The organism is Pseudomonas sp. 43mfcvi1.1 (assembly GCF_900115935.1).
Taxonomy (GTDB): Bacteria; Pseudomonadota; Gammaproteobacteria; order Pseudomonadales; family Pseudomonadaceae; genus Aquipseudomonas; species Aquipseudomonas bijieensis.
In genome coordinates, this window is the sequence record NZ_UETT01000006.1 from 271456 (window position 1) to 297252 (window position 25797).

Genomic DNA, 25797 nt, shown 5'->3' on the forward strand with positions numbered 1-25797 from the left:
CATCCTCGATGCTGGCGTACCACCAAAAAAGTTTTCTGATCGTCGATGATTTCTCGGATTTTCGCAGTTCGATCCGCTCCATGCTGCGTGAGCTGGGCGTCAAGGACGTGGACACCGCCGACACCGGTGAAGTGGCGCTGCGCATGTGTTCGCAGAAGCGTTATGACTTCATCTTGCAGGACTATCACCTGGGCGATGGGCGCAAGAATGGCCAGCAGGTGCTCGAAGACCTGATGGTCGAGAAGTTGATCAGCCATGAAAGCGTCTTCCTCATGGTGACCGCCGAGACGAGCCAGGCGATGGTGCTCAGTGCCCTGGAGCATGAGCCCGATGCGTACCTGACCAAACCGTTCAACCGCTCTGGCCTGGCCCAGCGGCTGGAGCGGCTCGAGCAGCGCAAGACCCTGCTCAAGCCGATCCTGCAGGCCCTGGATCGTGGCAAGCCGATGGAAGTGCTCAATGCCTGCATCGCCCTGTGCAAGCAGGACCCGCGCTACGGGCCGTTGTGCCTGCGTTATCGCGCCGATGCGTTGCGCGACCTGAATCAGAACGAAGCCCTGGAGCGACTGTACAACTCCATCCTCGCGGATCGCCCGTTGCCGTGGGCCTACGCAGGGCTGGGCAAGTTGATGTTCAAGCGCGGCCAGGTGGGGCAGGCCAAGGCCGTTTATGAAAAGGCCCTGAAAGTCTTCCCGATGATGCCGGCGTTGTACGACGGCATGGCCGAGGTGTTGGTGGCCGAAGGTGACACCAAGCAGGCGCAGCAGGTGCTGGAAGAGGCGGTGCGCCTGTCGCCGCTGGCGGTGCGTCGTCAATCGTTGCTGGGCAAGCTGGCGATGACCAACGAAGACTACGACACGGCGTCCAAGGCCTATCGCCAGGCGGTCGGGCAGGGCGCGCAGTCGCGCTTCAAGGACCCGGAAAGCAACCTGGGCCTGGCTCATGCACTGATCAGCAAGGGCAGCGAAAAAGGTCTCGATACCCGGACCCGACTGGAGATCAACACCACCCTCAGCGCCGTGGCGAAGGAGAACCTCAACGACCCCGGGCTGCAGGTGCGGGCGCGGCTGATGAAAGCCACCAGCCTGTTGCTCAACGATGCCGAGACCGCCGAGAAACTCACCGAACAGGCTTTGCAGCGTCTCGATGGCATGGAGCAGTTCATGAGTGCCGAGGCCGCGTTGCTGGTGGCCAAGCAGTTGCAAATGCTCGGACAGACCAGCGCCGGCGAATCGATGCTCAAGAACTGCGCGGAAATCTACGGTGATGACCCGACGGTAATGCAAGGCATCGCCAAGCTGACCGACGACCCGAACATCCTCAATCAGGGCAATGCCGCCGCCGAGCTCAACCGCGAAGGCGTGCGGGTCTACAAGACCGGCGCGTTGCCGGAGGCACGGGAGCTGTTCCGCCGGGCCCTGAAGATGCAACCGAAGAACATCAGTATTGCCCTGAACATGGCGCAATCGCTGCTGCATGGCACCGACACCAATGTGGAGTCGGAGCTGCTGCTGGAGTGCCGCGCCTGCCTGAAACTGGTGGGCATGATGCCCGACACCGATGCGCGTTTTGCGCGTTATCAAAAACTGCGAAGCAAGGCATTTGGCGATGAATGACAGCGAACAGGCACTCGATTTTTCCACGGTGATCGCGTCTACCGTGCACGACATGAAAAACTCCCTGACCTTGCTCATGCAGGCGCATACGCAATGGCTCGAGCGCTTGCCCGATGTCGAGCGACAGACCTCGGAGCAGGGCGTCATCGAGTTCGAGTTCGCTCATCTCAATGGCCTTATGGTGCAGTTGCTGGGGCTGTACAAGCTCGGCGTCAACCAGTTGCCGCTACACCCGGCCTATCATGAGCTGGACGATTTCATCGAGGCGCAACTGGCCGGCCATCAGGATGTATTCCGCAGCCGGGGGATCATGGTCACCTACGAGGTCGACCCGCTCAGCCCCCTGGGCTTTTTCGACCGCGAGCTGGTGGCTTCGGTGCTCGACAACTGCATCAACAACGCCATTCGCCATGCGCGCCAGACGCTGCTGATCAGCGTGAGTGATGAGGCCGGGCAACTGGTGCTGACCATCAATGACGACGGCGAAGGTTACCCACCAGAGATGATCGAGCGTCAGGCCGAGTATGTGCAGGGCATCAACCACAGCAGCGGCAGCACCGGGTTGGGCTTGTACTTTGCCGCGCGGATCGCCGGGCTGCATCAGCGTGGCGGCGTGAGTGGGCGCACCGAGATTGCCAATGGCGGGGTGTTGGGCGGTGGGGTGTTCCGGCTTTACTTGCCCTGAGCGTGCCCTGCATAAATAGCGCTGCCACCACATAAAACCTGTGGGAGCGGGCTTGCTCGCGAAGACGGTGTGTCAGCTTGCAAATGTTTTACTGACCCACCGCTTTCGCGAGCAAGCCCGCTCCCGCAATGTATTCCAAGGTTCGGTGTTTATTCTTACCGGGTGCTTGATATTCCGAACAGCTGAAGCCTATTTTGTACGGGTTGCCGTTTGCGGCTCGCACATAACAAGGATTGCGTCATGACGACCGATGGCCAGCGTTCACTCGCGCAGCGACTGACGGGCATTGATGAGATTGAATGCGTTACGCCGGATTTGAATGGCGTGCCGCGGGGCAAGGTGATGACCGCCGAAGGTTTCCTCGAAGGCCGACGGTTGCAACTGGCGCGGGGGGTATTGCTGCAATGCATCATGGGCGGTTACCCACCGTCGCGTTTCTACGGCAGCGATGACGGTGACCTGGCGCTGGTGGCGGACCCGAAACAGATCCACCGCCTGCCTTGGAGCCAGCTGCCTCGTGCGCTGGCGATTTGCGATGCCGACGAACTGACCGGTGAAAGCTCCCGACTCTCCACGCGCGGCCAGCTCAAGGCCGTTGTCGCTCGTTATGCAGCCCTGGGCCTGGCACCGGTGGTGGCGACCGAGCTGGAGTTCTTCGTGTTCGCCCCCAATCCTGACCCGACCCAGCCGTTCCAGCCGCCGCTGGGCCTGGATGGGCGTCGCGAGGACGGCCAGTCGGCGTTCAGCATCAGCTCCAACAATGGCCTGCGCCCGTTCTTCAGTGAAGTCTATGAATGCATGGCGGCGCTGGGCTTGCCTCGCGACACCTTCATGCATGAAATGGGCGTGAGCCAGTTCGAGATCAATCTGCTGCACGGCGACCCTTTGTTGCTGGCCGACCAGACGTTCCTGTTCAAGCACCTGCTCAAGGAAGTGGCCCTCAAGCACGGCCTGACCGTGGTTTGCATGGCCAAGCCGCTGGCTCACACGCCGGGCAGTTCGATGCATATCCACCAAAGCGTTGTCGAGGCAGGCAGCGGCCGTAACGTCTTCAGCGACGAGGCGGGCGAACCGACGGCCACTTTCCGGCATTTCATTGGTGGGCAACAGGCGTGCCTGGCGGATTTCACCGCCTTGTTCGCGCCGAACGTGAATTCCTATCAGCGCCTGTGCCACCCGTTCGCGTCACCGAACAATGCCTGTTGGTCCCATGACAATCGTTCGGCCGGCTTGCGGATTCCGGCCAGTTCGCCGGTGGCCCGGCGGGTCGAGAACCGCTTGCCGGGGGCCGATGCCAACCCCTACCTGGCGATTGCCGCCAGCCTGGCTGCCGGGTTATACGGGATTGAACATCGCCTGGAGCCGAGCGCGGCGATCCAGGGTGAATTCGAAGTGCCGGATAATCTGTCGCTGCCATGTACCTTGCATGCTGCCTTGGAGCGTCTGAAGCGTAGTCATCTGGCGAAGGAACTGTTCGGCACGGAGTTCATCGAAGGCTACATCGCTTCCAAGACCCTGGAGCTGACCAGCTTCTTCGATGAAATCACGCCCTGGGAGCGACGTGTCCTAGCGGCCCAGGCATAAAGAACCGCCGCATTCGGGCTATCTTCAATAGATAGCCCTTACTCACCTCAAGGAGCCGCTCGGAACGCCGATGCGCCAAATCTGGAAACCTTTTCGAGCGCTTTATTTCGCCTCGCTGATGATGTTGATCGGCTCGGGCCTCTTGAGTACTTACCTGGCCTTGCGCCTGGCCGCCGACCATGTGGACAGCCTCTGGGTCGGTGCGCTGATGGCCGCCAACTATTTCGGCCTGGTGCTGGGTGGCAAGATCGGCCATCGGCTGATCGCCCGCGTCGGGCACATTCGCGCTTATTCGGCCTGCGCCGGGATCGTCGGCGCGGCAGTGCTGGGCCATGGCCTGGTGAACTGGCTGCCGGCCTGGATCGTGCTGCGGATGATCGTCGGCCTCGGGATGATGTGCCAATACATGGTCATCGAGAGCTGGCTCAACGAACAGGCCGATGCCAAGCAACGGGGAGTGGTGTTCAGCGGCTACATGATCGCCTCGTACCTGGGCTTGGTGCTGGGTCAGTTGATCCTGGTCATGCACCCGGCCCTGGGCCTGGAGCTGCTGATGCTGGTGGCGCTGTGTTTTGCCCTGTGCCTGGTGCCGGTGGCGCTGACCCGGCGGATTCACCCGGCCCCGCTGCGTCCGGCGCCGATGGAGCCGCGTTTCTTCATCAAGCGTGTCCCCCAGTCGTTGAGCACGGTACTGGGGTCGGGGCTGATCGTTGGCTCGTTCTATGGCCTGGCGCCGCTGTACGCGTCCCAGCAGGGCCTGTCCACCGAGCAGGTCGGCCTGTTCATGGGTAGCTGCATCTTCGCCGGGCTGCTGGTGCAGTGGCCGCTGGGGTGGCTGTCCGACCGTTATGACCGGGCGATGCTGATTCGCTGTTTTGCGCTGTTCCTGGCGATCTGCGCACTGCCGCTGGCGATCCTGCCGAAGGTGCCGCTGGAAGTGTTGTTTGTGGCGGGCTTCTGCTGTTCGCTGGTTCAGTTTTGCCTGTACCCGTTGGCAGTGGCCTTTTCCAACGACCACGTCGAAGGGGATCGCCGGGTGTCGCTGACGGCCATGTTGCTGGTGACCTATGGCATTGGTGCCAGCATCGGGCCGCTGGTGGCCGGCGTGCTGATGAAGATGTTCGGCAGCCAGATGCTGTACGGTTTTTTCGCTTTCTTCGCCTTGGTACTGGTATGGCGGATCCGGCCGAAAGCGGTGACCAACCTGCATCAGGTCGATGACGCGCCGCTGCATCACGTGGCGATGCCGGACAGTATGTCGAGTTCGCCTTTGGTGGCGTGCCTCGATCCCCGGGTGGATGAGCAGGTGGTGCAGGAGCAGATGCAGACGCCGGCCAATCCGGACGTGGAGCCTGAGCCGGTCGCAGAGCCGGCTACTGAAGCCGAAGCGGCGTCTGACGAACCGGAGACACCCAGCTTTACCCAGGCCAGGCCTTGAAGCAGGCATAAAAAAAACGGGCAGTCACCGCAAGGGACTGCCCGTTTTTTATGGCTCGACGATCAGAGGTCGTCTTTATCGAAGCGCCGCGCTTCACGCTGGAGCTGGTAGACGAACCGCTCGACCTGCCGTTGCACCAGGCCACTGATGTTGTGGAAGCGTACGCCGGCGAACGTGGTGTTGATCCTTTCTTCGAAATGCAGGTAACGCAGCTCGACTGGCGCGGTCATGTTGCCAAACGGCAGGGCTGCGATGAAGCGCTCATACACCTGGCCCAATTGCAGCCGTTCGGTGATGTCGCCGTCGAAACGCAATTTGCAACCGGTGGCGGAGATGTCCAGCAGCTTGCCGTCCACGGGTGACTTGAGCTTGTCGCCGCCCAGTTCAACGCTCACCAGTTGCGCCAGTTTCAGGGCGGCGCGGAAGGCGTTGCGGCGTTGGTGATAGACCACTTCGTCGGGCAGGGCACCGCGATAGCAGCGACCGTCGCTGGATTCGTCAATGGTCAGTGGACCCTTGCCATCCCATGCGATGCGCACGCCATCATGAAAACCCTCGACACGAAACGGCTCGCCGGCCAGCAGGAAACGCTCGCCATCCCGGGGGATCATTTCATCCAGGGCGATGGAGTTGGTCTCGCGATCGACGTTGACCAGATAGCTCTGGAAGCGCTGGGTGCGTTCATGGAACGTAATGATCAGCGGGTCGTGGCTATCTTGCAGCATCCGCAGGTTGCCGGAGATTTCCAGGGGCGTGGTGAGGACCTTGGGTGGCTGCGGAGCATCATCCGCGTTTGAGGCATTGAACACGGTGGGTCAATCTCCAGGCAAAATACGACTACGAATAGCCAGCATTTTGCCAGCATGTATCGCGCGTTGATAGAGCGAAGGCATTGTTCGTTTCATGCCTGGCTGAGCGGGCGGTGCTTGACCATTCTGGCCGTCGAGCCGCTAGCGTCATACAGCGTCGGGATCTCGCCACCGTTCAGGATGCGCAATTGGTTGGCGGTGGCGGCCTGCTGCATCTGGATCGACTGGCCGTTGCGGGCGTTGGTCGCCTGGCATTGGGCGAGCAGGTCGTTGAGCACTTTACTCTGGGACAGCAACTGGTCGCCGATCGTCGACTGGCTGGCCAATTGCTCAAGGCCGTCATGACTGGCGGGCAAGTTGAGGCTGGCGAGGATCTCGCTGCGTTTGCGGCCATGCTGGTCAAGCAAGATGATCAATGCCTGTTTCTGCGCCAGGATGTTCTCCAGCAGAGGCATGTCGCGACCGTGCAGTGCCACGGATTCGGCCTGCAACAATTCCAGCAATTGTTGCGCTGGAACAAAGTCGTCGATGATCAGTTGCAATAAATTAGTATCGTGCATGGCTGGCCTTGGGTCTTAAGCGTCCAAAAGCCTGGCGCAGGCGGGGCGGCCTAGCGCTGGGCTTCGAAGTTGAGCAGTTTGCTGGCTACGCGGTTGCTGTCGACTTTGTAGCTGCCATCAGCGATGGCTGCTTTCAACTCGGCCACGCGGGCCTTGTCGACGACAGGTTGATCGCGCAGCTTGTCAGTGACCTTCTGCAACTGCTGAGCCTCATTGCTGAGGTGTACCGACTCCCCGTTGCTGACCTGTTCGGCTGCTGTAGGCAGCGGCGCGGATTTACCGGCTTCGGCGGTTTCCTTGGTCGCGCTGGTACGCGTAGTGCCTGTCAACGGTGAAGAGCTGTTTAAACGATTGAAATCGATGACCATGGTAAAAAACCTCTGGGTATTTGGACGCTTGCCATGTTTTCGGCCATCCCCAAAAAAACTTTAGGCTCATTTATTCAATGAGCATGCGCACGTCTGCGCTTGCCTTTGCGTAAGGCACAGTCTAGGGAACACCGGGATCAAGCGCCAGCTTTCTACCTCCTTTACCGGATCACTACATCGCCACTTCCACTTGGCCTGGGGCCATCACTTGCGCCTTGATCACGCGTTGGGAGTTGAGGTTTTTTACCCGTATCTGCTCACGCATGCCGCCGTTGGACAGGGCCTCGCCGGGCATCCGCACGGCCAGGGAGCCACTGCGGGCGGTGATGACCACTTGGTCGCCCTTGCGGACCACTTCGGCCTGCTCCAGGTGCACCAGCGTCACGACCTGATCGGCGACCATTGGTCGGACAAGTTTCTGCCCGATGGCCTGGTCAACGGAGGTCAGGAAACCTTGGGTGATCTGGCTGATGTCCCGTTCGCGCAACATCACGTCCTGGGGCTCGACAATCCCGGCCCGCTTGAGCGGACGAGTGGTCGTGACAATTTCTCGAAACAGGCGCACTTGAGCCGGCACGAACACCGTCCAGGGCGCGGCGCTGTCGCAACGAACCTTCACCGTGACGCGGCCCAGAGGCCTGGCCGGACTCTCCAGCGAAGCAGTCAATTCCTTGTCGCACATCGGCATGCGCAGGCGCGGGTCGAGCTGGTTGACTTCGATTTCGTAGCGCCCTTCGGTTTGACTGGTAGCCAGATAGTCTTCTACGGTGAATTCAAGAAAGCCCTGAGTGACGCCGATAAGGAGATCAGGCAAGGTAACCGGAACAGCAGCAAGGGCAGGACCGCCCGAAGTGAACAGGCAGACAGCCAGCAGTGCACCGAGCCAATGGCGGCAGTGAGTGGTCAGGCGTCGAGAAAATGTCGTTTGTGCGTTCATGCCGGTTCAATAGCAAGCCCCGTGCCGTTTAGTGATGAATGCGCGTCGGACACATTAGCGTTATGTAGGAGTCAGGGCATGGCGGGAGTAATGGATTCGGTAAACCAGCGCACTCAGCTGGTCGGTCAAAATCGCCTGGAGCTGTTGTTGTTCCGTCTCGACGGCCAACAAATGTATGGGATCAACGTCTTCAAGGTCCGCGAGGTGCTGCAATGCCCCAAGCTGACGTTGATGCCCAAGTCCAGTCCCGTTGTGTGCGGGGTGGCCAATATCCGGGGAGCGACCATCCCGATCCTCGACCTGGCGATGGCGACCGGTTCCGGTCGGTTGCTGGACCAGAGCAATCCGTTTGTGATCATCACCGAGTACAACACCAAGACCCAGGGTTTCCTGGTGCGCTCGGTGGAACGCATCGTTAACATGAACTGGGAGGAGATCCATCCACCGCCCAAGGGTACTGGTCGCGATCACTACCTGACGGCAGTGACCCGGGTCGATAACCAGTTGGTGGAAATCATCGACGTGGAGAAGATCCTCGCTGAAGTGGCTCCCACTCCGGAGGCTATTTCCGCGGGTGTGGTGGACGCCGAGACCCAGCACAAGGCGATTTCGCTGCGGGTATTGACCGTCGATGATTCTTCGGTGGCACGTAAGCAGGTGACCCGCTGTCTACAAACGGTCGGTGTCGAGGTAGTGGCGTTGAACGATGGGCGTCAGGCGCTGGATTATCTGCGCGCGCTGGTCGACGAGGGCAAGAAGCCCGAGGAAGAATTCCTGATGATGATCTCCGACATCGAGATGCCGGAGATGGACGGGTATACCCTGACGTCGGAAATCCGCAGCGACCCACGTATGCAAAAGCTGCATATCATCTTGCATACTTCGTTGTCCGGTGTTTTCAACCAGGCGATGGTCAAGAAGGTCGGCGCCGACGATTTCCTGGCGAAATTCCGGCCCGATGACCTGGCTTCCCGGGTAGTCGATCGGATCAAGGCAGCAGAGTAAGCAAAGGTCGGGCGCGTTGTGCGCCCGGCAAGTCAACGCGATGAAAGAGGCGGTATCTTGTCTACGGGTAATTTGGATTTCGAACAGTTCCGGGTCTTCCTGGAAAAAGCCTGTGGCATCTTGCTTGGTGAAAACAAGCAATACCTGGTGTCGAGCCGTCTCAATAAATTGATGGAACAACAGGGCCTCAAGTCATTGGGCGAACTGGTGCAGCGTATCCAGAGCCAGCCGCGCAGTGGCTTGCGCGAGATGGTGGTGGACGCGATGACCACCAACGAAACCTTGTGGTTTCGTGACACCTATCCGTTCGAGGTGTTGAAGAATAAGGTGCTGCCGGCGGCCATCAAGGCCAGTCCGGGCCAACGCCTGCGAATCTGGTCGGCAGCCTGCTCGTCGGGGCAGGAACCCTATTCGTTGTCGATGACCATCGATGAGTTCGAACGGTCCAACCTCGGCCAGTTGAAAGGCGGCGTGCAGATCGTCGCCACTGACCTGTCCGGGACCATGCTCAATAACTGCAAGACCGGCGAGTACGACAGCCTGGCCATCGGCCGGGGCCTGTCGCCGGATCGCCTGCAACGCTACTTCGACCCGAAAGGGCCGGGCAAATGGGTGGTCAAGGCGCCGATCAAGAGCCGGGTGGAATTCCGCTCGTTCAACCTGCTGGACAGCTACGCCAGCCTGGGCAAGTTCGACATCGTGTTTTGCCGCAACGTGTTGATCTATTTCTCCGCCGAAGTGAAGAAGGACATCCTGCTGCGCATCCACGGCACGCTCAAGCCAGGCGGCTACCTGTTCCTTGGCGCCTCCGAAGCGTTGAACGGTTTGCCGGATCATTACCAGATGGTCCAGTGCAGCCCGGGGATCATCTACCAGGCGAAGTGATTCGTTCAGGTTGTCAAAAAAACGGGAGTCCCTTGGGGCTCCCGTTTTTTTTGTGCCAGTTTTTTCCAATTCACTACAGCTTCCTGTGGGAGCGAGCCTGGTCGCGATGCGGTATTCCAGGCGACATTGATGTGGACTGACACACCGCTATCGCGAGCAGGCTCGCTCCCACAATGGAACGCATCCATCCTGCAGAAGCGGCAGAAAAGCGGCAGCCAGCGGAAACCAGTTGCCGCTTTTCTGGCATTGCCGCCTTGCCGGTGTCCGCAAAGCCCCGGTTTATGGGGTTTTTGGAAATGGCACGGCGCTTGCTTTAGCCGTCGTACGTACATTCTGGTCACCCAAAGGTTTCCGACATGAGCATCAGCTTCGATAAAGCGCTCGGTATCCACGAACAGGCCCTGAGCTTCCGCGCCCAGCGTGCCGAAGTCCTGGCCAATAACATCGCCAACGCCGATACCCCGAACTACAAGGCTCGGGACCTGGACTTCTCCAAAGTGCTCGCCGAGCAGAACGAGAAGACCAAGAACGGCCATTTCGCCCTGAACATGACCAACAGCCGTCATATCGAGGCCGAAGGCCTGGGCAATGGCGACGAGTCGCTGATGTATCGCACGCCGATGCAGCCTTCGATCGACCAGAACACCGTGGACGCTCAACTGGAACAGTCCAACTACGCGGAAAACTCCGTGAACTTCCAGGCCAGCTTCACCCTGCTCAACAGCAAGTTCAAAGGGCTGGTATCGGCCCTGCGCGGAGAGTAAGCCATGTCGATTGCTAGCGTATTCAACATTGCCGGCAGTGCCATGAGTGCCCAGACCACTCGCCTGAACACCGTCGCCAGTAACATCGCCAACGCCGAGACCGTTTCGTCGAGCATCGACCAGACCTACCGCGCCCGCCACCCGGTATTCGCCACCATGTTCCAGGGCGGCCAGTCCGGCGGCAGCGACTCGCTGTTCCAGGAACAGGACGCGGCCGGTCAGGGCGTACAGGTGCTTGGCGTGGTCGAAGACCAGAGCAACCTCGAAGCTCGTTATGAGCCCAACCATCCGGCTGCGGACGCCAAGGGTTACGTCTACTACCCGAACGTCAACGTCGTCGAAGAAATGGCCGACATGATTTCCGCCAGTCGTTCGTTCCAGACCAACGCCGAAATGATGAACACCGCCAAAACCATGATGCAGAAGGTCCTGACCCTCGGTCAGTGATAAGGGGCGAGTCACATGAGCGTTACCAGTACAACAAGTGGTTTGAGCCTCAACGAGATTCTGGCCAACTCCTCGGTCAAGACCAACACCACCACCGATGGCCTGGGGAGTGCGACAAAGGCAGCGAGCGGCAACCAGGAGCTGGGCAAGGATGCGTTCTTGCAGTTGCTGGTTACCCAGCTGAAAAACCAGAACCCGCTGGAGCCACAGGATAACGGCGAGTTCGTTGCCCAACTGGCACAGTTCAGCAGCCTGGAGGGCATCACCACCCTCAACGAGACCGTGAGCGGCATCGCCGGCAACTACAACTCGTCCCAGGCCTTGCAGGCTTCGTCCCTGGTCGGACGCTCGGTCATCGCCCCCGGCGACAAGGCCGTGGTCGATACCTCCAAGAGCCTCAACGGCACTGTAGTAGTCCCGACATCGGTGTCCTCCGTTGCCGTCAAGATCGTGGACAAGGACGGCAAGACCGTTCGCACCATTGACCTGGGTAGCCAGAAGGCCGGCAACTCCGCCTTCATCTGGGATGGCAAGAACGACGCGGGCACGACGGTCGAATCGGGCACCTACACCTTCGCGGCCTCGACCACCATCGACGGCAAGGCCACGTCGCTGATCACCAACCTGCCGGCCACGGTCAGCAGCGTGACGATCAGCCAGACGGGCGGTGAGCTGATGCTCAACCTGGCCGGGCTGGGCAGCATTGCCCTGTCCAAAGTCCAAACTATTGGTATGTAGAGCCGACTAACCCGGCAAAAGGAGTGGAAAATGTCTTTCAACATCGGCCTTAGCGGTCTCTATGCAGCCAACAAACAGCTGGACGTGACCGGTAACAACATCGCCAACGTGGCGACCACCGGTTTCAAATCGTCCCGCGCGGAATTCGAAGATGTCTATTCGGCCACCAAGCTGGGCTCGGGCAGCAAGACTGTCGGCAACGGCGTGCGCCTGGCCAACGTCTCCCAGCAGTTCGGCCAGGGTGACGTGAACAACACCGGCAACGTGCTGGACATGGGTATCCAGGGCCAGGGCTTCTTTGTCCTGAGCAACGACGGCTCCCTGAGCTACACCCGTGCCGGTACCTTCAAGACCGACAAGGAAGGCTACATCACCAATAGCGATGGTACTGCGCGCCTGCAGGGCTATGGCGTGGATGCCAACGGCAAGATCCAGAACGGCATCCTGACCGACCTGCGCATCGACACTTCCAACCTGCCGCCGACGGCCACCAGCCTGGTGTCCTCGACGATCAACCTGAACTCGACGGCGACGGCGATCACCGCGGCGTTCAATCCGGCCGATACGGCCACGTTCACCAAGCAGTTCACTACTCCGGTCTATGACACCCAGGGCAACCAGCACTCCATGGACCAGTACATGGTCAAGACTGCCGGCAACACCTGGAACGTCTATACCTTGATCGATGGTCGTAACCTGAACGGCACCGCGCCGACCACGACCGGTGCGAACGCTCCCATTCCTTCGACCATGAGCTTTGATTCGAGCGGCAAGCTGACTCAGGTCAGCACGCCGCCAGTGCCGCCTGCCACTACGCCGACCATCAACAGCGACCTGGTGTTGACTGGCTGGGTACCTGGCACCGTGACCAACGGCGTATGGGCCGCCAACGGCGCCGCGAGTGCACCCACTATCACGATTTCCATGGGCAACACCAGCCAGTACAACGCCGATACCGCGCGCTCGATTCCGACCCAGAACGGTTACGCCACTGGCCAGATCACCAACCTGACCATCGACGGCAGTGGTGTATTGCTGGCCAACTTCAGCAACAACCAGACGAAGCCGATCGGCCAGCTCGCGCTTGCCAGCTTCACCAACGAGCAAGGTTTGCAGCCGGTAGGCGGCACCAGTTGGAAAGAAACCTTCGCCTCGGGCATCCCGGGCTACGATGCTCCGCAAACCGGCACCCTGGGTTCGATCGTCTCCAACTCCCTGGAAGAGTCCAACGTCAACCTGACCAACGAACTGGTCGAGTTGATCAAGGCCCAGAGCAACTACCAGGCGAACGCCAAGACCATCTCCACCCAGAGCACCATCATGCAGACCATCATTCAGATGGCTTGATGTCGACGGTTGCTTGAAGCTGCACAAGGAGCCCCTCGCAAGAGGGGCTTTTTTGTGTGCGGCGATTTTTTTTGCGCTTGTACCGGCCTCATCGCGAGCAGGCTCACAACAGGTGGGCGCATTCCAATGTGGGAGCGGGCTTGCTCGCGAAAGCGGTGGGTCTGCTAGCGGCGATGTTGAATGTGCCAACGCCTTCGCGAGCAAGCCCGCTCCCACAGTAGTGATGTGTATCGCCTGACCTTTGTGGGAGCGAGCCTGCTCGCGATGAGCGCCGGGTCAGGCGCTGATTTCCTCCAGGCAAAAGAAAACCCCCGATAAACCAGCGGTCTATCGGGGGCTTCTTCAGCGGGCGCTTTTACACGCCCGCTCGCTCAGCTTATTGGCAAGCTTCGCAATCCGGCTCGTCGATCGCGCAGGCCTTTGGCACTGGCGCTGGTCCCGCTGGAGCCGCCAGGACAGAATCGTCACCGTGGTTGCCGCCGCTGGAAACAGCGTTCAGCTTGCCGGTGTTGATGGTCGACTTCTCGGTGCTGGTGGCGGCCAGGGCACGGAGGTAGTAGGTGGTTTTCAGGCCACGGTACCAGGCCATGCGGTAGGTCACGTCCAGCTTCTTGCCCGAAGCGCCGGCGATGTACAGGTTCAGCGACTGAGCCTGGTCGATCCACTTCTGGCGACGGCTGGCGGCGTCGACGATCCACTTGGTGTCCACTTCGAACGCGGTGGCGTAGAGCGCTTTGAGCTCTTGCGGAATGCGCTCGATCTGTTGCACCGAACCGTCGTAGTACTTCAGGTCGTTGATCATCACCGAGTCCCACAGGCCGCGAGCCTTGAGGTCGCGAACCAGGTACGGGTTGATCACGGTGAATTCGCCCGACAGGTTCGATTTCACATACAGGTTCTGGTAGGTCGGTTCGATCGACTGCGACACACCGGTGATGTTGGCGATGGTCGCGGTTGGAGCGATGGCCATGATGTTGGAGTTACGGATGCCTTTCTGCACACGGGCGCGAACCGGTGCCCAGTCCAGGGATTCGTTCAGGTCCACATCGATGTACTTCTGGCCACGTTGGGCGATCAGGATCTGTTGCGAGTCCAGCGGCAGGATGCCCTTGGACCACAGCGAACCCTGGAACGTCTCGTAGGCGCCGCGCTCGTCGGCCAGGTCGCAGGAAGCCTGGATCGCGTAGTAGCTGACCGCTTCCATGGACTTGTCGGCGAATTCGACGGCAGCGTCCGAACCGTACGGGATGTGCTGCAGGTACAGCGCGTCCTGGAAGCCCATGATGCCCAGGCCGACCGGACGGTGCTTGAAGTTGGAGTTCTTCGCTTGCGGCACCGAGTAGTAGTTGATGTCGATCACGTTGTCGAGCATGCGCACGGCGGTGTTCACGGTGCGTTGCAGCTTGGCGGTGTCCAGCTTGCCGTCGACGATGTGGTTCGGCAGGTTGATCGAGCCCAGGTTGCAGACCGCGATCTCATCCTTGTTGGTGTTCAGGGTGATCTCGGTGCACAGGTTCGAGCTGTGGACCACGCCCACGTGCTGTTGCGGGCTGCGCAGGTTGCACGGGTCCTTGAAGGTCAGCCATGGGTGGCCGGTCTCGAACAGCATCGACAGCATCTTGCGCCACAGGTCTTTGGCCTGGACGACTTTGAACAGCTTGATCTTGTTGTACTCGGTCAGGGCTTCGTAGTACTCGTAGCGCTCTTCGAAAGCCTTGCCGGTCAGGTCGTGCAGGTCCGGCACTTCGGATGGCGAGAACAGGGTCCACTTGCCGTCGTCGAAGACACGCTTCATGAACAGGTCAGGGATCCAGTTGGCGGTGTTCATGTCGTGGGTACGACGACGGTCATCACCGGTGTTCTTGCGCAGCTCGATGAACTCTTCGATGTCCATGTGCCAGGTTTCCAGGTAGGCACAGACCGCGCCCTTGCGCTTGCCGCCCTGGTTGACCGCGACTGCGGTGTCGTTGACCACTTTGAGGAACGGCACGACGCCCTGGGATTTGCCGTTGGTGCCCTTGATGTACGAGCCCAATGCGCGAACCGGGGTCCAGTCGTTGCCCAGGCCGCCAGCGAATTTCGACAGCATGGCGTTGTCGTGGATGGCGCCGTAGATGCCCGACAGGTCATCCGGAACGGTGGTCAGGTAGCAGCTCGACAACTGTGGACGCAGGGTGCCGGCGTTGAACAGGGTTGGAGTCGAGGCCATGTAGTCGAAGGACGACAACAGGTTGTAGAACTCGATGGCGCGGTCTTCACGCTGTTTTTCTTCGATCGCCAGGCCCATGGCCACGCGCATGAAGAAGATCTGCGGCAGTTCGAAACGCACGCCATCCTTGTGGATGAAGTAGCGGTCGTACAGGGTTTGCAGGCCCAGGTAGGTGAACTGCTGGTCGCGTTCGTGGTTGATGGCCTTGCCGAGCTTTTCCAGGTCGAATTCGGCCAGCACCGGGTTCAGCAATTCGAACTCGATGCCCTTGGCGACGTAGGCCGGCAACGCCTTGGCGTACAGGTCGACCATTTCGTGGTGGGTCGCGCTTTCGGCGACTTCCAGGAAGCTCAGGCCTTCGGCACGCAGGGTGTCCATCAGCAGGCGAGCGGTCACGAAGGAGTAGTTCGGCTCGCGTTCCACCAGGGTCCGGGCGGTCATCACCAGCGCGGTGTTGACGTCCTTGAGGGCGACGCCGTCATAGAGGTTCTTCAGGGTTTCGCGCTGGATCAGGTCGCCATCGACTTCTTCCAGGCCTTCGCAGGCCTCGGTGACGATGGTGTTCAGGCGGCCCATGTCCAGCGGCGCCAGGCTGCCGTCGGCGCGGGCGATACGGATGGACGGGTGAGCCTGGACCGGTGCGTCGGCTGGGGAGCGGGTAGCACGTTCCTTGGCGCGGGAGTCACGGTAGATCACGTAGTCGCGGGCCACTTTCTGCTCGCCGGCACGCATCAGGGCCAGTTCGACCTGGTCCTGGATTTCTTCGATGTGGATGGTGCCGCCCGAAGGCATGCGACGCTTGAAGGTCGCGGTGACCTGTTCGGTCAGGCGGGCCACGGTGTCGTGGATTCGCGACGAAGCGGCAGCGGTGCCGCCTTCAACTGCGAGAAACGCTTTGGTGATGGCGACGGTGATCTTGTCATCGGTGTAAGGAACGACAGTGCCGTTACGCTTGATCACACGCAATTGGCCCGGCGCGGTGGCGGACAGATCCGGGCTCGAATCGGCGGCCAGCGGCGCGGTGCCCTGCGGGTTCTCGCGAGTTGTGTCGGTGTGCATGGGTGTCTCCACGTTCTTTATGTTTGTTTGGGCACCATCACGGTGCCCACCGTTCCGTCCTGAAGCACTACAACCGACTGGCGCCGGGCATAACAACTTCGGGACAGTAGGAAGCAGGCGTTTAATGCCGCTTCCATCCGAAGTTCTCAGGTTGCGAGCAGGGCTCGAAACCGGGTTGTCGGGGTGGCAGCAATTGACTGCAACACCCGTACCGTTTCGGTCGTTTTCGACCTTGAAACAGCTGCCATCCGCAGGGGCGGTCTGGGCTTGGGGAAATACAGTGTTTCAGCTGGACAGAAGCAAGAAAAGCGCTTGAATTCTCTGTCCGACTTGTGTTTGGTTTTTGGCCTGAAACCCTACATGTAGGGTTTTTTACGCGGCGGGCTACAAGATAATGCGTTTTCGGGGGGTATGCAACGTACTACCTGTGGATAAGCCTGTGCGTAATTTGTGTGAGAAACCTGGAACTGCTCTGTAGGCCGCGACCTAGCTGGAGTGGACCTTTTTTCATCGGTTTCGACGATCAGAAAACAGCCCGGTGGTTTTTGCGGGCGCGGACGTTACCACATAAAACCCACCCGATCGAAACACATTTGTCCGCTTGTTTTCTGTGCAGGTGACGTTTATACAATCGGCCCGTGCATGAGGGTGTTTATCCTCCTTTAACATGACAAAAAGACGGGAGGAGCTGTATCCGAAGCGGTCCCTTGTGGCGAGGGGATTTATCCCCGTTGGGCGGCGAAGCGGCCCAGAATTGGCGACCGTGCGGGTCAGACAGAACGCAGGGGGCCGCTTCGCGACCCAGCGGGGATAAATCCCCTCGCCACAAGGGGCGATGCTGATCCTTCCTTTTATATTCGCAGCAAGAGGGGCCCCCAGTGGAACAAGAAGCCTGGCAGATATTGATCGTCGAGGATGACCAGCGTCTGGCCGAGCTGACCCGGGAATACCTCGAAAGCAACGGACTGCGTGTCGCCATCGAAGGCGATGGCGCGGTGGCGGCCGCGCGGATCATCGCCGAGCAGCCGGACCTGGTGGTCCTCGACCTGATGCTGCCCGGCGAAGACGGCCTGAGCATCTGTCGCAAGGTGCGCGAGCAGTATGACGGGCCGATCCTGATGCTCACAGCTCGTAGCGACGACACCGATCAGATCCAGGGCCTGGACCTGGGCGCCGATGATTACGTCTGCAAGCCGGTGCGCCCACGCTTGCTGTTGGCGCGCATTCAGGCCTTGCTGCGGCGCAGTGAGCCGGAGCCGAGCGCCGCGCAAAAGCAGCGACGCCTGCAGTTCGGCCCACTGGTGGTCGACGATGCCCTGCGCGAGGCCTGGTTGCAGGGCAACGGTATCGAGCTGACCAGCGCTGAATTCGACCTGCTGTGGCTGTTGGTGTCCAATGCCGGGCGCATCCTGTCCCGGGAAGAAATCTTCACTGCCCTGCGCGGCATCGGGTATGACGGCCAGGACCGTTCCATCGATGTGCGCATTTCGCGCATCCGCCCCAAGATCGGCGACGACCCGGACCATCCACGGCTGATCAAGACCATCCGCAGCAAAGGCTACCTGTTCGTTCCTGAAGCTTGCGTAGACCTGGCGCCGTGAATTCGATCTTCCTGCGCATTTATGGCGGCATGTGCGCGGCACTGGTGCTGGTGGCGGTGCTCGGCGTACTGGCCCTGCACTTGCTCAACCAGACCCGCAGTGAGCAATACCGCGAGCGCCTGGCCCACGGCACGTTTTCGCTGATGGCTGACAACCTGCGGCCGATGAACGATACCGAACGGCGGCGAGCCTTGGCGGTGTGGGAGCGCCTGCTGGGCATCCCCCTGGCGTTGCAGACCTTCGCCCAGACCGACCTCGATCTCGGGCAGCGCACCCGCGTATTACGCGGCCAGGCCTTGGTGGAACAGACCGGGCCGCATGCGGCGAAGGTCTATCGGCTGGTCAGCGATGGCGAGCAACTGATGCTGGTGGGGGAAGTCCAGCAGATCAGCGAACAACTGGCCCGTGCGACTATTTACCTGCTGGCCGACGAATTGGTGCGCTACCCGGTGGGTGAGCAGCCCGAACGGCTCGCGCAACTCAAGGAGGAAAAAGGCTTCGGTTTCGACTTGCGACTGATGACCGTCGTACAGGCGGACATGGACGAAGACCAGCGCCGTCGGGTGTCCGAGGGCGATACGGTGATGGCCCTGGGCAAGGGCGGCGACTCCATCCGGGTATTCGCCGGCATGGTCGGCACGCCATGGGTGCTGGAGATCGGTCCGCTGTACCAGATGAACCCTTATCCGCCGCAATGGCTGGTGCTGATCGCGGCGCTGGGGTTGAGCCTGATCGGGTTGATCGTCTACCTGTTGGTGCGTCAACTGGAGCGGCGCTTGCGTGGCCTGGAGTCAGCCGCCACCCAGATCGCCCAGGGCAGCCTGGAAACCCGGGTGCCGGCCCGCGGTGCCGATTCGGTCGGGCGACTGGCCGCGGCCTTCAACGGCATGGCCGAGCACTTGCAGCAACTGTTGGCGATTCAGCGGGAGCTGGTGCGCGCGGTGTCCCACGAATTGCGCACGCCGGTGGCGCGCCTGCGCTTCGGCCTGGAAATGCTCGGCAGCGCCACCACGCCCCAGGCCCGGGACAAGTACCTGGCGGGCATGGACCACGACATCGAGGACCTGGATCGGCTGGTGGACGAAATGCTCACCTACGCGCGCCTGGAACAAGGCTCACCGGCCTTGAATTTCCAACGGGTGGATCTGGACGCGTTGGTCAATCAAGTGATCGATGAGCTGGGGCCGTTGCGGGCCGGAATCACGGTCGAGCGCGGTCTATGCCTGTCGGCCGCCGATTGCGACGGCGCCTGGGTCGAGGCCGAACCGCGCTTCCTGCATCGCGCCCTGCAGAACCTGGTGGGCAATGCCATGCGCCACGCCAATTCCCGGGTCACCGTCAGTTACCAGGTGGGCCAGTTGCGCTGTCGGGTGGACGTGGAAGACGACGGGCCCGGCGTGCCGGAAGCGGCCTGGGAACGGATCTTCAAACCCTTCCTGCGCCTGGACGACAGCCGCGCCCGGGCTTCGGGCGGCCATGGGCTGGGGCTGTCGATCGTGCGGCGAATCATCCACTGGCACGATGGTCGGGCGCTGATCGGCAAGAGCAAGAGCCTGGGCGGGGCCTGTTTCAGCTTGAGTTGGCCGAGGCATCAGGACCGGTCTTGAGAGATGTGGCGACCCCATCGCGAGCAAGCTCGCTCCCACAGGTGTACGCATGCCAATGTGGGAGCGAGCCTGCTCGCGATGAGGCCCTCCCAAACACCACAAATATCAGGCCTTGATCCCCACCAGGCTCAATAGCTGCCCATCCCTCACCCCAAACCGCGCCTGCAATTCACTGCCATGGCGCCACTCCGCCGACAGGTCCGTCAGCAAGCGCAGCCGCACCTGCCCATCGTGTGTCCAGTCCAGCACTTCGGCATGCTCGAAATAAAAGCGCTGCCTGACGATGGGATACAGCGCCTTGAACAGGCTTTCCTTCACTGAAAAGGTCAGGGTCACCAGCAAGGCCCGGTCATCGCGCGTGAGCTGGGCCATACGCTGCAACTCTGGCGATGTGAGGATTTCACCGGCCAGGCGTTCGGCGCGCTCGGGGTCGAGCAGGTTCTCCACGTCCATGCCCAGCCCCTGCCAGTGTTCTTTTCTCGCGACGATTGCCGCTGCACGGCCAGTGCTGTGGGTGATCGAACCACTGACGTGAGCTGGCCACACCGGGGCACGGTCTTCGCCGATGGCCGGCACGCAGGTTTGACCGTCGAGCCTCTGCAAAGCCGCCCGGGCGCAGATCCGCCCGGCCAGGAATTCTGCCTGGCGCTTGGCTACCGAGCGCTGGATGCTTGCCGGTGGCTCGATGGCACTGTTAGGGAAGTCGGCGCCCACCAGCAACAACGGGTCGAAGCGGGTGCTCAGCAGCACCGTATCGGGCAGGGCGTCGGGCAATAGCCAGTGTTCATCCAGGGGCGAGCAACAGGCGGGCAGGGGGGGGAGTGTCTTCATGCCGGGCATTTTGCCGGGTTGCCGGGAGGCTGGGTAGTGGCGTGGTGTTTATGTGGGGCATGGCTGGCTTTTGTGGCGAGGGAGCTTGCCGTGGGAGCAAGGCTTGCCCGCGATGAAGGCGATGTGGTCTTCCAGAAATCGAGTCGCCTGGGTCGCGAGCAAGCTTTGCTCCCACAATCCCCTCGCCACAGGAGGGATGTATCAGAAGATTTTCTTGAAGAATTTCTGCATATCCGCCCACGACTTCTCATCGGCTTCTTTGTTGTAGCCGATGTCCGGTCCGCCATGTTCGCCGTGGCTCAAACGGTCGGCGTCGGGGTTGCTGAAGCCGTGCTTGGCGCCTTCGAGGCTGACGAATTTATAGTCGGCACCGGCCTTGTCCATCTCGCCCTTGAACGCAGTGACGTTGTCCTGGGTGACCATGCTGTCCAGGGCTCCATGCTCGACCAGCACCTTGGCCTTGACGCTGCCCGGCGTTGCCGGGGTGTTGGTCACCAGCGCACCGTGGAAGCTCACTACGCCGGCCAGCGGCACGCCTTGGCGCGCTGCATCGAGTACTACCTTGCCTCCGAAGCAGTAGCCGATGGCGGCGAGTTTGTCCGGATCGGTCTGGGGCTGTTTCTTCAGCAGGTCCAATCCGGCCTGGAAACGGGCGCTGGCCGCCTTGCTGTCCTTGAGCGCCGCTTGCATGAAGGCCATGGCGTCCTTGGGATGCTCGGTGTTCTTGCCGTCGCCGTACATGTCGATGGCCAGGGCGCTGTAGCCCAGGCCCGCGAGGTCACGGGCGCGGCGCTTGGCGTAGTCGTTGAGCCCCCACCATTCATGCACCACTACCACACCTGGGCGCGGGCCTTTGACGGCGTCGTCATAGGCGTAATAACCGATCAGCTTGGTGCCGTCGGCGCTGGTGTAGGGGATTTCCTGGGTCTGGATGGCGGCGAGGCTCGCACCGCTAAAGGCCAGAAGTACAACTGCAAGCAGCCTGCGCATGATGGATCTCCTTAAAAAATGGTTCGCTCAGATTAGCCGATTCATTCAGCGCAGGTTCAGAGAACGTTCAAGGGGTGTTCAGGGACCGCTGGTTAACGTGACAGCGACTTCACACACCACCCACGCTGCAAAGGAACTTGATCATGACTGCTATGAAAAAACTGCTGTTGGCTTTCACCGTGCTGGGCGCCACTGCCATGGCCCACGCCGATGACAACTTCGCCAGCCTGACCCTTGGCCAGACCAGCGACAAAGTCAAGAAATCCAACGCCTTGGACAGCGCCCTGAACAACCCCAACGCCGACGGCGTCATCGGCAAGGACACCACGTATGGCCTGCGACTGGGCAAGCAAAACGACCAGGGCCGCTACTACGCCACCTACGACAACGTCTCGGGCACCCACAACGGCATCAAGTTGCGCCAGGAAAACCTGCTGGGCAGCTACGATGTGTTCTATCCGGTCACCAGCAGCACCAAACTGTTCGGCGGCGGCACGGCGGGCCTGACCAAGCTGACCCAGGACTCTCCCGGCTACAGCCGCGACAGCGACATCGGCTACGCGGTGGGCCTGCAAGGGGGCGTCCTGCAACAAATTTCGCAAAACACCTCGGTTGAACTGGGTTACCGTTACCTGCGCAGCAACGCCAGCACCGAGATGAGCCCGCACGGTGGCGACAAGGTCGGCTCGCTGGACCTGACCAGCAGCGCCCAGACGTACCTGTCCGCCAACTACACGTTCTAAGCGGTCGATGGTGAGCGTATCCAGCCGGATCGGTCGAAGACGATCCGGCGCCTTTCGTTGAGGTGCGTGGTGCTGGATTGTTTGATTTTGCCTGTGGAGAGGCTCCATGAAATTACTGGTCGTCGAAGACGAAGCGCTGTTGCGTCATCACCTGCAAACCCGTCTTAGCGACAGCGGCCATGTGGTGCAGGCCGTGGCCAATGCCGAAGAGGCCTTGTACCAGGTCCGCGAATTCAACCATGACCTGGCGGTGATCGACCTGGGCCTGCCGGGCATCAGCGGGCTGGAGCTGATCCGCCGGCTGCGCTCCCAGGACAAGACGTTTCCGATCCTGATCCTGACCGCCCGCGGCAACTGGCAGGACAAGGTCGAAGGCCTGGCCGCCGGCGCCGATGACTACGTGGTCAAGCCGTTCCAGTTCGAAGAGCTGGAGGCCCGCCTGAATGCCCTGCTGCGTCGCTCCAGCGGCTTCACCCAGTCGACCATCGTGGCTGGCCCGCTGTTGCTCGACCTCAATCGCAAGCAGGCGTCCCTGGGCGACGAGCCGCTGGCGCTGACCGCCTACGAATACCGAATCCTTGAATACCTGATGCGTCATCACCAGCAGGTGGTCGCCAAGGATCGCTTGATGGAACAGCTTTATCCCGATGACGATGAGCGCGATCCCAATGTCATCGAAGTGCTGGTCGGGCGCCTGCGCCGCAAGCTGGAAGCCCCCGCCGGCTTCAAACCCATCGACACCGTGCGCGGCCTGGGCTACCTGTTCAACGAGCGCTGCCAGTGATTCGTTCGCTTCGGCTGCGGTTGATGCTGGCTGCCATGACCTTGGCAGTGCTGTTCATGCTGGCACTGTTGCCGGCCATGCAAGGCGCGTTCAGCCTGGCGTTGCAGGAGTCCATCGAGCAACGCCTGGCCTCGGACGTGACCACGCTGATTTCCGCCGCCCGGGTGGAAAACAACCGCTTGAAGATGCCGACGCAACTGCCCGATGAGCGCTTCAACCTCGCTGACGCCCGCCTGCTGGGCTACATCTATGATCGCGAGGGGCGGCTGGTGTGGCGCTCCAAGGCCACCCAGGAAGAAAACATCAATTACACGCCGCGTTATGACGGCCAGGGCAATCAGTTCGCGCGCATTCGCGAGAACGACGGCCAGGAGTTTTTTGTCTATGACGTCGAGATCAAGCTGCTCGGCGGCCAGAACGCGGCGTTCAGCATCGTCACCCTGCAACCGGTGCGCGATTACGAGGTGACCCTGCAAGGCTTGCGGGACAATCTCTACCTGGGCTTCGGCGCTGCCTTGGTGGTGCTGCTGGCGCTGCTGTGGATCGGCTTGACCTGGGGCCTGCGGGCGCTACGACGGCTGAGTCAGGAGCTGGACGAGATCGAAAGCGGAGCCCGGGAAAGCCTCAGTACCGAGCACCCTCGGGAGCTGTTGCGCCTGACCGGTTCCCTCAACCGCCTGCTCTACAGCGAACGGGAGCAGCGCAGCCGTTACCGCGACTCTCTCGATGACCTGGCCCACAGCCTGAAAACCCCGCTGGCGGTATTGCAGGGTGTCAGCGAAGACATGGCCCGGCGTCCCGAGGATCGTGGGCAGGCCTGGGTGTTGCAGAGCCAGATCGAGCGCATGAGCCAGCAGATCGGCTATCAGTTGCAGCGCGCCAGCCTGCGCAAAAGCGGGCTGGTGCGCCATCAGGTGCGCTTGCGCCCGGTGCTGCAAAGCCTGTGCGATACCTTGGACAAGGTCTATCGCGACAAACGGGTCAATGTCAGTTTCGATCTGCCGGAGCAGTGTCAGGTGCCAATCGAACAGGGCGCCTTGCTGGAGATGCTCGGCAACCTGTTGGAGAACGCCTATCGGCTATGCCTGGGCGAGGTACGCGTGAGCGTGCACCAGACCCTCGGTGGCATGGAGTTGAGTGTCGAGGACGACGGGCCGGGCGTGCCACCGGATCAACGGGCGCGGATTCTCCAGCGTGGTGAGCGGCTGGATCGCCAGCATCCGGGGCAGGGCATTGGCCTGGCGGTGGTCAAGGACATCATCGACAGCTACGGCGCCAAGTTGACTTTGGGGGATTCAGAGCTGGGCGGGGCGGCGTTCCGGATTCATTTTCCGGTGGTTTGACTGGGATATTTCGCTGTGTCGGCGGGCCCCTGTGGCGAGGGAGCTTGCTCCCGCTGGGCTGCGAAGCGGCCCCAAAAATTTGCGAGCGCTGCGCACTCGAACGGGAGCAAGCTCCCTCGCCACAAGGGCCGGTAGATACACCACAGAAGTTGGATGTCCACTCAGTTCTCCAACTCCCTGTAAGCCCCCGGTGTCAGCCCCGTCCACTTCTTGAATGCCCGGTGAAACGCCGACGGTTCGGAGAAACCCAATTGCTCGGCGATCTGCGGCAACGACAGGTCCGCGCGTCCCAGGTGATAGATGGCGATATCCCGCCGCAACTGATCCTTGAGTTCCTGGAAGCTGGTGCCTTCCTCCCGCAAGTGCCGGCGCAAGGTCTGCGGGCTGAGGTGCAGATGGGCGGCGACGGTGTCCAGGTCAGGCCAGCGTGCCGTGTCGCGGCTGAGCAGGCGGCGCAGTTGGCTGCTCAGGCTGTGGCCGTCGTCCGGACGCGACAGCAGGTCGGCGGGGGAGCGCTCGAGGAAATGCTTGAGGGTACGTTCGTCCTGCAGCAGCGGCATTTCCAGGTAGCGACTATGGAACAACAGGCTGCTGCTGCGGGCGTCGAACACCAGCGGACAGGGAAACAATAAGTCGTATTCGGCGCCGTGGGCGGGTTTGGTATAGCCGAAGGTCGCCTGTTCCAGGCCGATCCGCTGGCCGATCAGCCAACTGGCGAGGCGATGCCAGACCACCAGCAGGCTTTCAGTCAGGAAGTGATCGGGGTCCCAGAGCGTCGAATCGTCCAGCACCAGTCGCACTCGCTCGCCTTCGGTTTCCAGCGTCAGGCTCGGGGCGTCGGGGAACAGGCTGTAGAACAGCAAGCCACGCTGAAGAGCCTTGCCCAGGGTCCGACAGTGAATCAACGCGTGACACATCATGGCAAACGTCCCGGGTTTACTCGCCGCCCGGCCGAATCCCAGGTATTCGTCCCCCAATGCCAGCCACAGAGCCTGCAACAGGCGGGCGAATTGTTCGGGCGCAATCCGCGCCCGCGGCTCATCCAACAACTCAGGGCTGATGCCCAGCTGTTGCAGCAGGGGAAAATAGTCGAAGCCTTGCCGACGCGCACCGCCCAGGGCGGCGCGGGCGAAGTGGCTGGCGATCGTGCGTTGGCGCATGGCAGAAATCCGTCCGTTAAGCGGGCGATGGTAGCAGGGGGGGAGGGCTGAACAAGGCGGATATCCGCCAAATCCCGGAATGCGAAACGGCTTGTAGGCGGAAATCCGCCACCTTGCACGTCACGTTTAATCCCTGTGGAATCCGCTAACCCGTCTGCTATACCGGATGTAGGGGGTTTCGCAAAAATGGCACGCGCTTTGCGAAGGGTTAGGTAGGTCTGCCGCGTGCAGCCGACAAAAAACAAATCCCTCCAGTGCAGGAGGGTTCGCAATTGAGGTGCCGTTGA

The 25797-nt window shown here is 61.1% G+C and carries 23 protein-coding genes; 15 read left to right on the top strand and 8 right to left on the bottom strand.

Going from position 1 to position 25797, the window contains the following annotated elements; genetic code table 11:
* Nucleotides 1-8 precede the first annotated feature (8 nt).
* The 4 genes from DTP52_RS14260 to DTP52_RS14275 all read left to right on the top strand — a co-directional run bounded on the left by DTP52_RS14260 (nucleotide 9) and on the right by DTP52_RS14275 (nucleotide 5323).
* Complete coding sequence (locus tag DTP52_RS14260) at nucleotides 9-1616, top strand: tetratricopeptide repeat-containing response regulator (RefSeq protein WP_109753928.1); 1608 nt, start codon at nucleotides 9-11, stop codon at nucleotides 1614-1616.
* Nucleotides 1609-2301, top strand: a complete 693-nt coding sequence (locus tag DTP52_RS14265; protein WP_109753929.1) for a sensor histidine kinase KdpD — start codon at nucleotides 1609-1611, stop codon at nucleotides 2299-2301. The genes DTP52_RS14260 and DTP52_RS14265 overlap by 8 nt, the downstream gene beginning before the upstream one ends.
* A gap of 342 nt (nucleotides 2302-2643) precedes the next feature.
* Entirely contained in the window at nucleotides 2644-3885 is a 1242-nt protein-coding gene (locus tag DTP52_RS14270) for a glutamine synthetase family protein (RefSeq protein WP_178082486.1), read from the top strand.
* Between the two features lie 70 nt (nucleotides 3886-3955).
* Nucleotides 3956-5323, top strand: a complete 1368-nt coding sequence (locus tag DTP52_RS14275) for an MFS transporter (protein ID WP_109753931.1) — start codon at nucleotides 3956-3958, stop codon at nucleotides 5321-5323.
* Between the two features lie 62 nt (nucleotides 5324-5385).
* Here the strand turns inward: DTP52_RS14275 and DTP52_RS14280 are convergent, their stop codons facing one another.
* The 4 genes from DTP52_RS14280 to flgA all read right to left on the bottom strand — a co-directional run bounded on the left by DTP52_RS14280 (nucleotide 5386) and on the right by flgA (nucleotide 7997).
* Nucleotides 5386-6132 carry a flagellar brake protein gene (locus tag DTP52_RS14280; protein ID WP_109753932.1) on the bottom strand — a complete coding sequence of 249 codons (747 nt, stop codon included), beginning with the start codon at nucleotides 6130-6132 and terminating at the stop codon, nucleotides 5386-5388.
* Between the two features lie 92 nt (nucleotides 6133-6224).
* Complete coding sequence (locus DTP52_RS14285; RefSeq protein ID WP_109753933.1) at nucleotides 6225-6692, bottom strand: flagella synthesis protein FlgN; 468 nt, start codon at nucleotides 6690-6692, stop codon at nucleotides 6225-6227.
* Between the two features lie 50 nt (nucleotides 6693-6742).
* Nucleotides 6743-7060 carry a flagellar biosynthesis anti-sigma factor FlgM gene (gene flgM, locus DTP52_RS14290; protein WP_109753934.1) on the bottom strand — a complete coding sequence of 106 codons (318 nt, stop codon included), beginning with the start codon at nucleotides 7058-7060 and terminating at the stop codon, nucleotides 6743-6745.
* A 172-nt stretch (nucleotides 7061-7232) separates the two neighbouring features.
* Nucleotides 7233-7997 carry a flagellar basal body P-ring formation chaperone FlgA gene (gene flgA, locus DTP52_RS14295; RefSeq protein ID WP_063324729.1) on the bottom strand — a complete coding sequence of 255 codons (765 nt, stop codon included), beginning with the start codon at nucleotides 7995-7997 and terminating at the stop codon, nucleotides 7233-7235.
* Between the two features lie 78 nt (nucleotides 7998-8075).
* Here flgA and DTP52_RS14300 point away from each other — a divergent pair, with 78 nt between their 5' ends.
* From DTP52_RS14300 to flgE, 6 genes are all read left to right on the top strand, one after another.
* Complete coding sequence (locus DTP52_RS14300) at nucleotides 8076-9002, top strand: chemotaxis protein CheV (protein WP_060741036.1); 927 nt, start codon at nucleotides 8076-8078, stop codon at nucleotides 9000-9002.
* Nucleotides 9003-9059: 57 nt separating this feature from the next.
* Nucleotides 9060-9887 (top strand): protein-glutamate O-methyltransferase CheR, encoded by an 828-nt coding sequence (gene cheR / locus DTP52_RS14305; protein ID WP_109753935.1) that lies wholly within the window; start codon nucleotides 9060-9062, stop codon nucleotides 9885-9887.
* Nucleotides 9888-10243: 356 nt separating this feature from the next.
* Complete coding sequence (gene flgB, locus DTP52_RS14310; protein ID WP_003204732.1) at nucleotides 10244-10651, top strand: flagellar basal body rod protein FlgB; 408 nt, start codon at nucleotides 10244-10246, stop codon at nucleotides 10649-10651.
* A 3-nt stretch (nucleotides 10652-10654) separates the two neighbouring features.
* Nucleotides 10655-11098, top strand: a complete 444-nt coding sequence (gene flgC, locus DTP52_RS14315; protein WP_003204730.1) for a flagellar basal body rod protein FlgC — start codon at nucleotides 10655-10657, stop codon at nucleotides 11096-11098.
* 15 nt (nucleotides 11099-11113) lie between these two features.
* Nucleotides 11114-11836: a flagellar hook assembly protein FlgD gene (flgD, locus tag DTP52_RS14320; RefSeq protein ID WP_109753936.1), complete on the top strand. Its 723-nt coding sequence runs from the start codon at nucleotides 11114-11116 to the stop codon at nucleotides 11834-11836.
* A gap of 30 nt (nucleotides 11837-11866) precedes the next feature.
* The gene (gene flgE, locus DTP52_RS14325; protein WP_109753937.1) at nucleotides 11867-13183 is read left to right on the top strand and encodes a flagellar hook protein FlgE; all 1317 of its coding nucleotides are present in this window, start codon (nucleotides 11867-11869) and stop codon (nucleotides 13181-13183) included.
* A gap of 376 nt (nucleotides 13184-13559) precedes the next feature.
* Here the strand turns inward: flgE and DTP52_RS14330 are convergent, their stop codons facing one another.
* Nucleotides 13560-16451, bottom strand: coding sequence for a ribonucleoside-diphosphate reductase subunit alpha (locus tag DTP52_RS14330; protein WP_109753938.1), 2892 nt, complete (start codon nucleotides 16449-16451; stop codon nucleotides 13560-13562).
* 878 nt (nucleotides 16452-17329) lie between these two features.
* On the opposite strand from DTP52_RS14330, the gene DTP52_RS14335 reads away from it, so the two are divergent.
* Nucleotides 17330-18052 carry a response regulator gene (locus tag DTP52_RS14335; RefSeq protein ID WP_109753939.1) on the top strand — a complete coding sequence of 241 codons (723 nt, stop codon included), beginning with the start codon at nucleotides 17330-17332 and terminating at the stop codon, nucleotides 18050-18052.
* A complete protein-coding gene (locus tag DTP52_RS14340) occupies nucleotides 18049-19659 on the top strand; it encodes an ATP-binding protein (protein ID WP_109753940.1) in 1611 nt (536 codons plus the stop codon). Before DTP52_RS14335 ends, DTP52_RS14340 begins: the two co-directional genes overlap by 4 nt.
* A 105-nt stretch (nucleotides 19660-19764) precedes the next feature.
* Here the strand turns inward: DTP52_RS14340 and DTP52_RS14345 are convergent, their stop codons facing one another.
* The gene (locus tag DTP52_RS14345; RefSeq protein ID WP_218278355.1) at nucleotides 19765-20490 is read right to left on the bottom strand and encodes a 4'-phosphopantetheinyl transferase; all 726 of its coding nucleotides are present in this window, start codon (nucleotides 20488-20490) and stop codon (nucleotides 19765-19767) included.
* Between the two features lie 201 nt (nucleotides 20491-20691).
* Entirely contained in the window at nucleotides 20692-21480 is a 789-nt protein-coding gene (locus tag DTP52_RS14355) for a dienelactone hydrolase family protein (protein WP_109753942.1), read from the bottom strand.
* 143 nt (nucleotides 21481-21623) lie between these two features.
* Between DTP52_RS14355 and DTP52_RS14360 the strand changes: the two genes are divergently transcribed.
* The 3 genes from DTP52_RS14360 (at nucleotide 21624) to DTP52_RS14370 (ending at nucleotide 24350) form a co-directional block, all read left to right on the top strand.
* Entirely contained in the window at nucleotides 21624-22223 is a 600-nt protein-coding gene (locus DTP52_RS14360; RefSeq protein WP_109753943.1) for a hypothetical protein, read from the top strand.
* A gap of 106 nt (nucleotides 22224-22329) precedes the next feature.
* Nucleotides 22330-23007 carry a response regulator gene (locus DTP52_RS14365; RefSeq protein WP_109753944.1) on the top strand — a complete coding sequence of 226 codons (678 nt, stop codon included), beginning with the start codon at nucleotides 22330-22332 and terminating at the stop codon, nucleotides 23005-23007.
* The gene (locus DTP52_RS14370) at nucleotides 23004-24350 is read left to right on the top strand and encodes an ATP-binding protein (protein ID WP_109753945.1); all 1347 of its coding nucleotides are present in this window, start codon (nucleotides 23004-23006) and stop codon (nucleotides 24348-24350) included. Before DTP52_RS14365 ends, DTP52_RS14370 begins: the two co-directional genes overlap by 4 nt.
* 161 nt (nucleotides 24351-24511) lie before the next feature.
* On the opposite strand, the gene DTP52_RS14375 is transcribed toward DTP52_RS14370, so the two are convergent.
* The gene (locus tag DTP52_RS14375) at nucleotides 24512-25510 is read right to left on the bottom strand and encodes an AraC family transcriptional regulator (RefSeq protein ID WP_109753946.1); all 999 of its coding nucleotides are present in this window, start codon (nucleotides 25508-25510) and stop codon (nucleotides 24512-24514) included.
* Nucleotides 25511-25797 lie beyond the last annotated feature (287 nt).